This is a genomic window from Chloroflexota bacterium, from assembly GCA_009840355.1.
Lineage (GTDB): Bacteria > Chloroflexota > Dehalococcoidia > Lucifugimonadales > JADFKI01 > Bin90.
In genome coordinates this window covers 29,637-42,044 of sequence record VXNZ01000056.1, presented here as the reverse complement: position 1 = coordinate 42,044, position 12,408 = coordinate 29,637, and the positions used below count along the sequence as shown (strand labels likewise).

Sequence of the window (12,408 nt, the reverse complement as noted above, 5' to 3'; positions counted from 1 at the left end):
TCGCCCCCGGAATTCGCCGCGTCTATGAAGATTCTGGAAGCGCTATACGCACTCCGCTACCCGCTGTTGTGGGCGGCGTTCATCGGATTTGGCGTGCTTCTGGTGCTGGTCGCGTCCGGCGTGCAAGTGCCGGGCATAGAGCGCCAAATCGCCGTGTCGCAGGAAACGCGAGACGCCGCCGCCACCGCCAACGCCCCCACAATACCGCGCGCCGAAGCCATAGAGCGAGTCCGCGAGTACCTGCGCAACGAATGCGCGAACGGCGCGGCATACCTCGAAGGCGATCCGGGCTTCACCGCCGTCTTCCTCAGCAACCCGCGCACCGACGACCACCACGAACGCGGCGACCGCGAATGGCAGGTAACCCACACGCCCACTGACGATTTCTGGCGATTATACGAGGGCACGGGCGAGATAATCACCGTCAAAGGTGATTGTTGACGAGTTTTCAGTAATCAGTCGTCAGTTCTTAGTTGCGGCCGGCTTTGACGGTTGCGCGTTGGCATCCACGTCTTCCTTTTCTTCTTCCGTTTTCGCAGCTTCATTCAGTTCGTCGGCGGGTGCAAAGGTTTCGGGCAGCGGCGCAGTTAGTTTTCGCACGGGATAGTTGATTTCGATGCCTTCTTCTTGGAAGCGCGCGTGCAGTTCCTTTATGATTTCGTGCCTGATGGCAATCATTCCGGCGCGGTCAACGCCTTGGAATACGATGCGGAAGTTGATGTTGGAGTCGCCGAACTCCGAGTAGCGGAAGATAGGCTCGAAGTCTTTGTTCGCCCCTTCGGCCTCTTCTATCACCTCGCGAGCGACCTCAAGCGAAACTCGCTCGACATGCTTCAAGTCCGAATCGTAGCTCACGCCGTTTTCCACATTGCCCGTTACCGCCGGCGATGGCGTGGCATAGTTCGTAACGATGCTCTCGGTGATGAGGCTGTTGGGCACGACTATCACGTTGTTGAATCTGCTACGTAGGACAGTGCTGCGCCAGCCTACGCTGATTACGAAACCCGCTCGCTCGGAGTCGATTTCGATATAGTCGCCTTCGCTGATGTGTCCTTCGGCGACGACGTATGTGCCGGCGATGAAGCTGGATATTGTGGGGCTGAGCGCGAGAGCGACGGCAAGCCCGCCAATACCGAGTCCGGCGAGCAGGGGCGTTATCGGTATGCCCATAAGGTCGAGCGCGACCAGCGCGCCGAGCGTGAAGACGACGATGGATGTGATGCGGATGAGTATGGGCCAGATAACGGTATTGAGCGCGGTGCGCGTATCGTGGGGAGCGCGCGCGCTGTACCAGCGCATGAAGGCGACTATCAGCCGCGAAACTGTGTAGCATACTACGGCGGCGACGGAGACTATCCAGGCATAGTGTCCCAACTGCCCAAGGTTTGAGATGAAGTCGAGCGTGGGAGAGGACGCCTGCGAGAGCGAGTTCAATGCCACGCGGACGCCGTAAAGGACGATAGCCAGCAGGATGGGAATACGCAGCGCGCCCATCACTCGTATTTCCACTGACTGAAGCGGGCTGTTATGCCGCCTCACTAGCAGATTCAGCGACTGTCCTACGATGAAGTTGATGATGAAGGCGACTATGGCGAATACGACAACGACTCCTAGCGCGTATAACAGCGCCAAGCCTGCGTTCTCTGTGAAGGCTTCCGTCGGCATAAATGGCAATCCTCAAGTATGCACAAGACGTTACCGTTAGCTACAGCGCCATTGCGTAGCCGATTGAGTTCTTCGCAGACGCGGCGCCGGCTATCACGCCCTTGTCGGCGTGCCAGCGGATGCCCATTACTTTGCCGTTTGCCCAGTCTCCGGTGAGTTCGATTTCGTGGCCGCGACGGCGTAGTTCTTCGAGCGTGTCGGCGGATATGCGCGACTCTGCGACCACGCGAGCGGGGAATGCGGCGCGCGGGTAGAACGACGACGGGAAGTGCACTGAGTGCACCGTGGGCGCGTCCAAAGCCTCTTGCAAGTCCATGCCAAAGTTGATGTGGTTCAGGAAGAATTGCAGCGTCCACTGCTCTTGCGAGTCGCCGCCGGGCGTGCCGAACGCCATGAACGGCTGCCCGTCGCGCGTTACCAGTGTGGGCGTCAGCGTGGCGCGCGGTCGCTTGCGCGGCTGCAGCGCGTTCGGGCGGTCGGAGTTCAGGTAAAACATCTGCCCGCGCGTGCCGAGCGGGAAGCCCAGCCCCTTGATGACGGGCGATGTACCGAGCCAGCCGCCGCTCGGTGTTGCCGCGACCATGTTGCCCTCGGCGTCCATCGCGTCCAAGTGCGTCGTGTCGCCGATGTGCGCGTGTCCCAGACCGAGATCGCGGACTTCGCGCGCCGCAACGCCAAGCGCCGCGCGGTTGTCGTCAGCAACGCCGATGGTCGCGTATGTGGGCACGCCGCCACCGAGATCGCCCGGGCGCAGCTCGCGAGACGCCACTGCGCCAATCTGCGCCGCGCGCGCCTTCGCGTAATCCTCGGACAGCAGCATATCTATCGGCGTCTCGTCGAATTCCGGGTCGCCGTAGTACGCCTCGCGGTCTGCGAACGCGAGCTTGGCAGACTCTATCCAAGTGTGCAGATAATCGGCGCTGTTGTGCCCCGACGCGGCGAAGTCCATCGTCTTCAGTATCGCCAACTGCTGCAAGAACAGCGGACCCTGCGTCCAAGACGAGCACTTGTGCACATCAAGATCGCCGTATTCCAGCGACACGGGCTGCTCGACGGCGGCATGCCACTCCGCCATGTCTTCGTAAGAAAGCAAGCCCTTGTGCGCCATGCCGCTCGCGTCCTCGACCGGGTTGTCCTGAATGAAGCGCAGGATGGTCTCCGCGACATTGCCCTTGTAGTATTCGTCGCACGCGGCTTCAATGCCCGCGATGCGCCCTTTGCCGTTCGCTTGCTTCTCTGCGTTGCACAGCGAGCGCAGCATCGCGCCAAAATCGGGGTTGCGCACCAGACTACCCACTTCGGGCGCGCTGCCGTCGCGGAAGTAAATCTCGCCGGTCGTCGGGTAAAGCTCGGTGTACTTGACCACATCGGCGGCAAGGCGCTGATTCAAGCTTGGATAGACTGGGAATCCGTTCTCGGCGAGGTCTATCGTGGGCTGCGCTATCTCGGCGAAGCTCATCGTTCCCCAGCGCGCTAGGGCGGTCGTCCATGTGCCAACTACCGCCGGCACGCAGGCGGGCAGATAGCCGTCGCCGGGAATGAGGTCGATGCCGTTCTGCCGGCACCATTCGATAGTGAACGCCTGCGGAGACCAGCCCATGCCGGAGATGGCGTATGTTCTGCCTTCCTTGGCGGAGTAAACGAGCGTCGGCACTTCGCCGCCGATGCCGCACGACTGCGGCTCGAGCAGCGTCTCGCAGATTCCCATTGCCGCCGCCGCGTCGATGGCGTTGCCGCCGCGCGCCAGCATCTGCAAGCCGACCGATGATACGAGATAGTGGCCGGAAGTTACGACGCCTCTGGCGCTCATAACGACGGGACGAGTGGTGAACGATGCCATTGGCTATCCTCCTGCGTGCAAGAATATGCGTCTATATTCAGGATGATAGCACGATGAGCAACTATTGGCACTCGCCTGTCGCTTCCCTTTGATAATTCTCGGAGGGAGGGTTAGGATGGGGCGATTGGTGTTTACTGTCAGCTTCTCGCTAGAACCCGTCCCAGCCGGGAATGGCGGCAGCCTGCTTGACCCAATCCACGAACAACTCTTCGTCGAACTTGCCTTCGTAGATGTCGTACCAGCACGCATCCGGGTCTTTGCCGGAGCCGGGCGGCACGGGGTCAAGCGACGCGCCCTGCAAGAAGGTTACCTTGATGTAGCGCGCGAACACATGGAAGCTGACGAACCAACCCATGCCATCCACGCCGTACCAGGGCGAGTTCCAGCGCACTGCTTTACGCACGCCGGGCACATTGCTCACGATAAGCTCGTCTATGCGCCGGCCGACATCGGACTTCCACTCTGGCATCGCGCCGATGTACCGCTGCACAGGCGCATCCCCGTCGCCCTTCGGAATCTGCGGATTGCCGCCGGAAAGAAGGCGAGTCTTTCCGTCAGCAGCAAGGGGCAAATCTTTATTCGACCATTTTTTCGTTCGCTTGGCGGTCTTGGCTGGCATAGAATTCGCTCCGATCGCCGCTCGGCGCGGCTAGTGGCGTCTAGGGCGAGCGTGTTGACTTCGCGATGTTTGCATCTCGTAGTATCGGATTCTATAAACTCTAATGTGCTAAGTCAATCGGAGAGCAGACCATGTTTAGGCAATTTTCTCGGATGGCGAGGGCGCCGCGCGCCATTTTGAAGACTAACTATTGGGGAAATGCCTGATGTGCCTCCCACTGGTGAGACGATCTCACAAATTCCCCTGATGATGAAAATTGGGCTGGCAAATGGCAATTTCGTAGGGGCGTCCGGCCGAACGCCCCTACAATCGGTAGGCTTTTACCTCCCTTACCTTGCTTTTTTATGTAAGGGAACGCATTTGTGAAATCGTCTTCGAGCTAACCGCAGTTCATGATTTTCCCCAGTGTCATGGTAAGATTAACAGTTTTGAGATTCAATCTGTTGGGAGACGGGATTTGAGATTTGATCGACCCGCGATATTTTAGTTAATGCTTCGGTTGAAGGCTAACTTTGTAGTTGAAAGGTGAAGAGAAATGTCCAGGACTGAACATCCTTTGATTCATAGTCTGGGGGAAGCCGGAGAGCTGGACCCATATTTCTACATGCCGGTATCTGAAGTTAACGATACCGGCTGGAGCCCGGCTGTCGCCCTGTTCCAGGCAGAGGATACCAGTCTGCGTGAACTGGTGATGAGCTACGGCTACGAAAGATGGGGGACTACCAACAATCACGTTGCTGCCTCTGCCTTCATTATGGGCTACCTCACAAGGTTAGTCTATCCGATGGTCAGCCAGTATGTACTCAAGAGGAGGGTCCCCAGAGTGACTCTCGAAAACTTGGTCTTTCATCGTACCGATGGTCGTATCGACGCAACCGGACTGAGGCGCCCGCAGTTCGCCGTCCTTCCCAATGACCCGGCGGCCGGTCACCCTGACGCTGAAGTCCTGCGCAGCGAGACCGACCTGTACCGGCGACTCAAGGACTGGGTCTTCAAGTCCAACTTGGAAATCGTGATTGCTGCCCTGTGTCGCTCCGTCCCCGCCAGCGTCAAGGTCTCTCAAAATGCGGTAGCCGCTTCGTGTGCTCAGGCCCTGCACCGGCTTTATTGGCACGTGGAAGACAAGAGCCCGGTACTCAAGGCTGCCGAGACCTTCTTCGGAGACGAGTCATCTCTGATTTACCGCCAAGTCAGTATGGAAGTCATCCACCATGAAGGGAAGAGCGGGTTCTTTGCTAGGCGGGCTGGATGCTGCCTGGTCTGGCGCACCCGAGAGGACAAGTTGTACTGCTCCAATTGCATCCTTCGCCCCAGGGAAGAACAGACCCGTCGGTTTAAGGCGATGCTGGAAAGGCGTCAACCGACGGGAATCCGATAATACGCTCATGTCGGTGGCAGGTCTTGCTGTAGGCACGAGGAAGCGGTGCGGGGTGCCAATTGCCAGACGGTCATACCCGCAGGCTGGACGTGGACGTTCACCCACCGAACGCGGCCGAGCCCCAGCCGACTGCGGCGGAGATCGCGACGGCAAAGGCGGCCTGTTGCACGAGAAGCCTGCCCGTGAACCGTAGCCCGAGTTCGCGCCCAATGGTGATCGCGGTGACCAGGCATGGCAGCACCGTTCCGGCGAGAAAAGTTGCCACCAGCAATTGTGTCGCGCTCAACGATGCCACGGTGCCTTCCTCTGCCAGGAGCAGGATTCCGTCCTTGCGTACGGCGGCGAGCACGGTCGGCAATGCCGCGTCCACCGGCAGTGCGAACACTGCCATCGCCGGTGCCAGCAGATGCCCCGCTGCATCGAGCACACCCGACCAGTCTAGGAGCGACGCGACCATCGCGATTGCGAAGAAGGTTGGAAGCGCCGTGCCGAAGAACGCCCAAACTATCCCTCGTGCCTCCGCGCCGACTGCCGCGAACGAGGGCAGGGTGAGGAAGGTGCGCTGCTCGATGAGGAGTGTGTTGAGCGGCGACCGCGCGGCTGGGTCGCTGGTGAGGCGCGCGTACACGAGCGTTGCCGCGACAAGCAGCGCGAGGTACGGGACGACGAGACTGCTTCTGCCCGCGGCGGCGAAGACCGCGAGGGTCGCGCCGAGCTGGTACGAACAGGCGGCACCGAAGGCGATCGCGCCGACGGTTGTCGGCCGGGTGCAGGCAGAGCAGGCGGATGTCGAGATGATCGCCGGGACGTTGCAGCCGAAGCCCATCAGCGTCCGCGTCACGTCGCGCCCGTGCAAGCCAACCGGCCGCAATAGGGGGTGGAGCGTCGTCCCGATGCGGTCGTTGAGACCACTCGTCTTGTAGATGCCGATCACCACCGCATAGATCAGCACGGTGGGGACCGCCCACGCGAACAACAGCGGCCCCATCGTGAGCAAGCCGTAGTCGCCCGCGAGCACAGTTCCGACCGGTCCCGGCCAGTGCACTATCCGCTCGGCCAGGGGTGTCGTGCCCGCCTCGGCCAGCGGCTCTAGCCAGGCGGCGATCTGGTTCGCACCGAGCACGGCGAGCAGCGCCGGCACGATGAGGAGGACGACTGCGGTTGCTGGACCTGCGCCCTTGTGGTCAAGGACGCCGCGCCGCGGCTCGATCCGCCACCCCGCCCTCACAGGCGTTCGCCTATGGCGGACTGTGCCGGGTGCCGTGATGGCTGCCTGCAATTCCTCGAGCGCCGCGGCATCGGGACGGCGCGCGTCGAGCACCACGAATGGCAGCCCGGTCTCCAGTGCCATGCGCCCGATCGTTTCGCGAGCCGCGGCATGGTCGGCGACGAGGTCCCAGCGCGTAACGGCGATACTTGCTCGCCTCCCCAGGACGAGCGGCAGCAAGAGGTCAAGGTCCTCGTCGAGCTGCGTCGCAGAGGCGACGAGCAACACTTCGTCCGCGTCCGAGAGCGCCTCCAACGTGAGCTGCACGGTGTCGGCATCTGAGGCGCGGTGCAGCCCCGGCGTGTCCACGAAGACGCGGCTGGAGGTAGTGTACTCGCCGCAGGACACGGTGGTGCCGCGGAAGTTCACGCTCCGCGCAGGCTGGCCCGTCAGGGCACGGACCAGTGCGGACTTGCCGACGCTTTCGCGTCCCAGGAGGAGCGTGGTGCAAGGCGCCGCGACATCGAAGTCACGGTGTTCAGCACTCGCAGGATTCATGGCAGCCAGTGAGGTTGTCGAGGTACATCCCCGTCGCTCGGCGGAATGCAACGGCATCCGTCGTGTCCATTCCGAGGCGCTGTGCGATCGCATTCGCGACGACCGCGAAGCGCTGGCGGAACTTGTAGATGAAGCAGAAGCTCACGCCCCGGTGCTGGAGCATCGGGCCGGATATGAACAGGCCGGGCACGAGCGTGGATTCGTCTGCCTCTTCCGTGACGACGGGGAGGCCGGACTCGTCGTATTCGATCATGCCGTCGAGGTGGCCGAGCGATCCCGCGAAGCCCGTAGCTAGGATCGGGCGCGTCTCGCTCGCCCACTCGCGGCCATCCGAGTCTTTGACGACCCAGGTGTCTCCGTCCTTGCGCACCGACGTGATGTTGGCATCCTCGACGAAGTCCACGAAGCCAGTGTTGTGTGCCTTTTCGAGACGTTCGCGGGTATATGGGGAGAGGGCGATGCTCGGGTCCGGTGCATCGCTCTTCCAGGACGCTGTCCGCGCCAGCACGGTCACGCTCTTTTGCAGCTGCACGAGCGAGACGGCTGCATCGGCGGCGCTCTCGTGGCCGCCGATCACCGTAAAGCGGTCGCCCTCAAGTTCCTGCCATGTGCCAACCTCGGCGGAAAGGCAGCAGTATTCGGCACCGGCGAATGAATGGCGCTCCGGGTACTGGAACTCTCCGGCCGCCCAGATGACATGTCGCGCCCGCACCGGTCGGTCGGTCGTCGTGAGGGTGAACGTTCCGTTGTCTTCGGTCGTGAGAGAGCAGACATCGATGCTAGGTTCCACGGGGAGCTGATAGTGCTGAGCGAGGGCGTCGAGGTACTGCGCGTAGTCGCTTCCGCTGGGGTGTTCGCGGTCGAGAGTGTAGGCGGGCGAAGTGCCGGGGACGATCGCGTTGAGGTCGAGCAACCCAAACGCGTTCGAAGTGAACGACGGTGTGATGAATCGCATCTCTTCCGGCCATCGCAGGAACGAGGCACCGACCTCGTGGCGATCGAGGACGACGATGTCGTCAACGCCGAACTCCCTGAGGGCGGCCGCGCATCCGAGCCCAGCCGCCCCGGCACCCACAATCGCGACCTGGTATAGGCTCGACCGTTCCGGGGCTTGATCCCGCTGCTGTAGTGTGTCCTCTTCGTTCATGCGACCTTTCCTCCCAAGTTCTAGGTCAAGTTCCGTAGTATTGCAGTGTTGATACCTACTGTCAATGCTTCTGCCTTGCTCGGGACTGGCGCGTCGGCGCGAGAAAGTTTGCAGTACAGGACGCCGCGGACGGAAGTGGTGGGCCCGCAGGGATTCGAACCCTGGACACTCGGATTAAAAGTCCGATGCTCTACCAAGCTGAGCTACAGGCCCACTTTCGCTATGCAGGTACACACAATTTTAGGCGGGCTGACGGGGCGTTTCAAGGTTAAGTCAGCCGGGAAGAATGCGCATTAAGTCCATTCCGCCTATGGGAGAAGGCTAGGGCAGGGGCAAGAGCCTGCATGTCAAGCCGCGCAATTGCCTTTGCTACGGACAAAAGTGAGCCTTATTATTCCCCGCGAGAAGAAATGTTTAACGCTGATGCCGAAGCGCTAAACACCTGCTCTGTCGGGAAGACGCGGATTTCGTGGGGCGGCCAGTAGCGCACCCAAGCCCTGCCGACGATGTGCTCCAGTGGTACGGTGCCCCAATCGCGCGAGTCGTTGCTGTGCCGGCGGTTGTCGCCCATCACGAAGTAGGAGTTCGCTGGCACGATGAGCTCTTCCATCTCGTCGAAGTCGTCCAACTCTGCGTAGTCTTCCTGTACCCGTGTGCCGTTGATATAGGTGCGCCCGTCGCGAATCTCGACCGTGTCGCCCGGCACGCCCATCACGCGCTTCACGAAGTCTCGAGTCGGGTCGTTCGGAGCGTTGAATACGACCACTTCTCCGTGCTGTGGAGGATGGAATGGGAAAATGTGGGTGCCCCGCGCTACATCGTCCCTCTGCGCAGAGATGTTAACGGTCTCGCCCACGCTCAGATGGCGGTATATGACCTTGTTGACCAGCAGATACTGCCCCTGCGCCAGCGTCGGGTACATGCTCGCGCCTTCGACCTGATAAGTCTGTACGGCGAATTGTATGCCGATGAACAGCAGCAGCGACAGGATTATCGTCTCGATTATCTCTCGAATTGCGGCGCGCATCTGTCTCCGTTGTCGGTGTTCACGGTCGTCTTGGGTGATGACTTGCCTTCACTCCCATCCTAGCCTTTACCCGTCAAGCCTGTACCCATTGAGAATGAAGGGAACCGCACGAATTGGGTGAATGCAATGGCGCATGTATTATAGCGTAATAAGCTGGCGGCAAATATAATTCTCTGATGAACATCGGTGACTTGGAGCTTATCAGACGCAGCAAAGAAGGCGACCTCAAGGCGTTCAACGAGATTGTCGAGCGCTATCAGAGGCAGGTTTTCAATACCGCCGCGCGCATTCTCGGCAGCACCGCGCACGCCGATGACGCCACGCAGGAGACTTTCATTTCCGCCTACCGCGCGATAGGCAAGTTTCGCGGCGTCAACCTCGCGCCGTGGCTGCTGCGAATCACTAAGAATCAGTGCTACGACATGCTCCGGGCGATGCGCCGCCGTCCTGCCGATTCTCTGGAAGAAAACCTGACGAATCCGTCGTTCCAGCCGGTAGAGCGCGGCGGCGGTCCGGAAGAAGCCACGCTGCAAACCGAACTCGCGGCGGAAATCCAGCGCGCCATACTCGCATTGCCCGAAAGCCAGCGTCTGATTATAACGCTGGTCGATGTGCAAGGCTTCAGCTACGACGAGGCGGCGCAGGTGGCGGGCATATCCAAAGGCACGGTCAAGTCGCGGCTGAGCCGTGCCAGAGCGCGCGTCCGCGACCATCTGCGCGGCGTAGGGGAACTTTTGCCGCCCGAATTTCGTCAGACATTATAACGGTGCAATACACGAGCTAAGCCATGAGTGCCATAAGCACATTCTTGAAAAACAGGCGATGCGCCAAAATCCGGTCGCTGCTATCCGCGTACATCGACGGCGAAACCAGCGCATCGGAATCGCGCCGCGTGCAAGAACATCTGGCAACATGCGCCGAGTGTGCCGCCGAACTAGAATCGCTGCAAGCCACTGCAATGCTGCTTGAACGCCTGCCCCAACTCGAACCGCCTCGCTCTTACGCGCTAACACCGGCGCAAGCGACCGAAGCAGCGCCGCAGCGCCGGTTCCCCTCGTTCGAGACTTTCACGGGCGGGTTGGCAACCGCGGGTGCGGCTTCGCTGGTCGTGGTGCTCGTGGTGGGATTGGTGTTTTTGGCGCGTCTGGGCTTTATGGGTTCGGCCGCTGCGCCTGCTGCCGCACCTGCCCAACAGATGGCAGCACCTGCCGCGCCTGCTCAACAGATGGCCGCTCCCGCTGCCGCGCCCGCATCTGCACCTGCTGCGCCTGCACTCGCACCTGCTGCGCCTGCCGCCGCGCCAACACTGGCTCCAATTTCACCAGTCCCGGCTGCGGCTATGGCTGCACCCGCTTCAACAGTTGTTCCCGTCCCGGCAGCCGCCATACCACAAGCTGCACCCGCTCCGACGACTGCACCGGCGCCTGCAGCGGCTGGCACGTCACTTATGAGGGCAGAGCAGGAAAGCGAAGAGGGCGCAATAGAATCCGCCGCGATTGACGCCGCGGACGTCGAGGCAACTGCAACCGCAGAAGCGCATATTGCGGCGCAGGCAACATACGAGGCGCAGCTTGCGGCTTCTCAGGCGGCCGCCACTGCTGCCGCGCAGGAACAGGTGAAGTACGCTACCGCGCGGGCGCAGTGGGAGGTTGAGCAAGCGGAACGCGCAGAAGCACAGGCAGAGAAGCAGCGCGCGATTGAAGCGACCTACGAAGCACAACTCTCGGAAGCGTATGCCGCGGCAACTGCGCGGGCGAATGCGCCGGTGAGCGAGGCGACGGCGCAGGCGAAATCGGTTGAAGTTCAGGCGACTGATCAATCTGCGCCGAGTGAGCCTGTGATTCCGGTGTGGGTGCTAGTGATGATTGGCGGCGTGGCACTCGCGGCGGCGGCGGCGACTGCCGCCGGGCTGATGCGAAGGCGCGCGACAAACAACATCGATGAACAAAATGAGCAGGATGGGAACAATTAGCGGCTTTCTAGCGTTATATGATATGAATGGGCAATTGGATGCCCACAATTGTGAAAAGCGAAAGTAAAGAAAGGAACAGGAGGAATGCGATGAACCGGACAAGAAAGACGGCGGCAATTCTGACAGCGGTAGCGGCTGTAGTCGCCATATTCGCGGTAGTGGCAATGGACAGGAGTCAGGTGGCGGCGGCGGTGGCGGGATTGCCCGACTCGGGGCTTAATCCAGTTTTGCCGGATACGCCCGCGGCTTACGGCAGCGACGGCGCAGGCATCTGGGTATCCGGGTCAGGCACTATCTCGGTCGAGCCGGACCTCGCTTTGCTGGATGTCGGAGTGGAGACCAGAGCGGCTAATGTATCGGACGCCAACAGTCAGGCGTCAATGGCGATGGATGCCGTAATCACGGCGCTGAAGGCGCGGGGCGTGCAGGACAAGGACATACAGACGGGGCGCTTCAGCATATATCCGCGCTACGAATATGTAGAAGAGGAAGTGGAAGGTGTCCGCAGCAGCAGGGAGGTTCTGGTCGGCTACCGCGTCAGAAATAACGCTACGGTGAAACTGCGTGACTTGGATGCGGTTGGCGAGGTCATAGACGATGTGGTAACGGCGGGCGGCGATAATGTTCGCATAAGCAACATCAGCTTCACGCTGGAAGACCCGAAGCCCAAGATGTCGGAACTACGTGAGATGGCGGTTGCCGACGCTCAGGCTAAAGCTGAACACCTCGCCGAGCTGTCGGATGTTTCGGTCGGACGGCTGATTTACATCAGCGAAGGCGCGGCATCGCCATCCATCAGGGACTTCGCCAGGGAGAGTCTTGGCGCTGGATACGCATTCCCGGCATCTGCCGCCCTTCTCGCGGCGCCTGTCAGAGGAGGCGAGGTTACGCTCTCGCTCAGTGTGCAGGCGGGGTTCGCGATTTATTAGGCGTCAGGTGTCAAGTGTCGGTGACATTGTGAACTTGCGGTGATATTGAAGAATGCGATTCACCGT

11 protein-coding genes and 1 tRNA gene are annotated in these 12,408 nt (G+C 60.8%); 5 read left to right on the top strand and 7 right to left on the bottom strand.

Annotated features, from left to right (window positions below):
* Nucleotides 1–24 precede the first annotated feature (24 nt).
* Nucleotides 25–441 (top strand): hypothetical protein, encoded by a 417-nt coding sequence (locus F4X57_14190; GenBank protein MYC08295.1) that lies wholly within the window; start codon nt 25–27, stop codon nt 439–441.
* A 21-nt stretch (nt 442–462) separates the two neighbouring features.
* Here the strand turns inward: F4X57_14190 and F4X57_14185 are convergent, their stop codons facing one another.
* The 3 genes from F4X57_14185 to F4X57_14175 form a co-directional block, all read right to left on the bottom strand.
* Complete coding sequence (locus F4X57_14185) at nt 463–1,665, bottom strand: mechanosensitive ion channel family protein (protein ID MYC08294.1); 1,203 nt, start codon at nt 1,663–1,665, stop codon at nt 463–465.
* A 40-nt stretch (nt 1,666–1,705) separates the two neighbouring features.
* Nucleotides 1,706–3,505: a gamma-glutamyltransferase family protein gene (locus F4X57_14180; protein ID MYC08293.1), complete on the bottom strand. Its 1,800-nt coding sequence runs from the start codon at nt 3,503–3,505 to the stop codon at nt 1,706–1,708.
* Between the two features lie 148 nt (nt 3,506–3,653).
* Nucleotides 3,654–4,124, bottom strand: a complete 471-nt coding sequence (locus F4X57_14175; protein ID MYC08292.1) for a DUF1801 domain-containing protein — start codon at nt 4,122–4,124, stop codon at nt 3,654–3,656.
* Nucleotides 4,125–4,659: 535 nt separating this feature from the next.
* Between F4X57_14175 and F4X57_14170 the strand changes: the two genes are divergently transcribed.
* Complete coding sequence (locus F4X57_14170) at nt 4,660–5,502, top strand: hypothetical protein (GenBank protein ID MYC08291.1); 843 nt, start codon at nt 4,660–4,662, stop codon at nt 5,500–5,502.
* Between the two features lie 97 nt (nt 5,503–5,599).
* On the opposite strand, the gene F4X57_14165 is transcribed toward F4X57_14170, so the two are convergent.
* From F4X57_14165 to lepB, 4 genes are all read right to left on the bottom strand, one after another.
* The gene (locus tag F4X57_14165) at nt 5,600–7,267 is read right to left on the bottom strand and encodes a ferrous iron transporter B (protein MYC08290.1); all 1,668 of its coding nucleotides are present in this window, start codon (nt 7,265–7,267) and stop codon (nt 5,600–5,602) included.
* Complete coding sequence (locus F4X57_14160) at nt 7,248–8,414, bottom strand: SidA/IucD/PvdA family monooxygenase (protein MYC08289.1); 1,167 nt, start codon at nt 8,412–8,414, stop codon at nt 7,248–7,250. The genes F4X57_14165 and F4X57_14160 overlap by 20 nt, the downstream gene beginning before the upstream one ends.
* Nucleotides 8,415–8,550: 136 nt before the next feature.
* A tRNA-Lys gene (locus tag F4X57_14155) sits at nt 8,551–8,627 on the bottom strand.
* Nucleotides 8,628–8,805: 178 nt separating this feature from the next.
* Nucleotides 8,806–9,441 (bottom strand): signal peptidase I, encoded by a 636-nt coding sequence (gene lepB, locus F4X57_14150; protein ID MYC08288.1) that lies wholly within the window; start codon nt 9,439–9,441, stop codon nt 8,806–8,808.
* Between the two features lie 176 nt (nt 9,442–9,617).
* Here lepB and F4X57_14145 point away from each other — a divergent pair, with 176 nt between their 5' ends.
* The 3 genes from F4X57_14145 (at nt 9,618) to F4X57_14135 (ending at nt 12,342) form a co-directional block, all read left to right on the top strand.
* Nucleotides 9,618–10,205: an RNA polymerase sigma factor gene (locus tag F4X57_14145; GenBank protein ID MYC08287.1), complete on the top strand. Its 588-nt coding sequence runs from the start codon at nt 9,618–9,620 to the stop codon at nt 10,203–10,205.
* Between the two features lie 23 nt (nt 10,206–10,228).
* Nucleotides 10,229–11,413, top strand: coding sequence for a hypothetical protein (locus F4X57_14140; protein MYC08286.1), 1,185 nt, complete (start codon nt 10,229–10,231; stop codon nt 11,411–11,413).
* An 89-nt stretch (nt 11,414–11,502) separates the two neighbouring features.
* Nucleotides 11,503–12,342: a DUF541 domain-containing protein gene (locus tag F4X57_14135; GenBank protein MYC08285.1), complete on the top strand. Its 840-nt coding sequence runs from the start codon at nt 11,503–11,505 to the stop codon at nt 12,340–12,342.
* Nucleotides 12,343–12,408 lie beyond the last annotated feature (66 nt).

What these genes read in the sequence shown, in the direction of transcription:
- F4X57_14190 (MYC08295.1), top strand. Translation starts at nt 25, where the DNA reads ATGAAGATTCTGGAAGCGCTATACGCACTCCGCTACCCGCTGTTGTGG.
- F4X57_14185 (MYC08294.1), bottom strand. Translation starts at nt 1,665, where the DNA reads ATGCCGACGGAAGCCTTCACAGAGAACGCAGGCTTGGCGCTGTTATAC.
- F4X57_14180 (MYC08293.1), bottom strand. Translation starts at nt 3,505, where the DNA reads ATGGCATCGTTCACCACTCGTCCCGTCGTTATGAGCGCCAGAGGCGTC.
- F4X57_14175 (MYC08292.1), bottom strand. Translation starts at nt 4,124, where the DNA reads ATGCCAGCCAAGACCGCCAAGCGAACGAAAAAATGGTCGAATAAAGAT.
- F4X57_14170 (MYC08291.1), top strand. Translation starts at nt 4,660, where the DNA reads ATGTCCAGGACTGAACATCCTTTGATTCATAGTCTGGGGGAAGCCGGA.
- F4X57_14165 (MYC08290.1), bottom strand. Translation starts at nt 7,267, where the DNA reads ATGAATCCTGCGAGTGCTGAACACCGTGACTTCGATGTCGCGGCGCCT.
- F4X57_14160 (MYC08289.1), bottom strand. Translation starts at nt 8,414, where the DNA reads ATGAACGAAGAGGACACACTACAGCAGCGGGATCAAGCCCCGGAACGG.
- lepB (MYC08288.1), bottom strand. Translation starts at nt 9,441, where the DNA reads ATGCGCGCCGCAATTCGAGAGATAATCGAGACGATAATCCTGTCGCTG.
- F4X57_14145 (MYC08287.1), top strand. Translation starts at nt 9,618, where the DNA reads ATGAACATCGGTGACTTGGAGCTTATCAGACGCAGCAAAGAAGGCGAC.
- F4X57_14140 (MYC08286.1), top strand. Translation starts at nt 10,229, where the DNA reads ATGAGTGCCATAAGCACATTCTTGAAAAACAGGCGATGCGCCAAAATC.
- F4X57_14135 (MYC08285.1), top strand. Translation starts at nt 11,503, where the DNA reads ATGAACCGGACAAGAAAGACGGCGGCAATTCTGACAGCGGTAGCGGCT.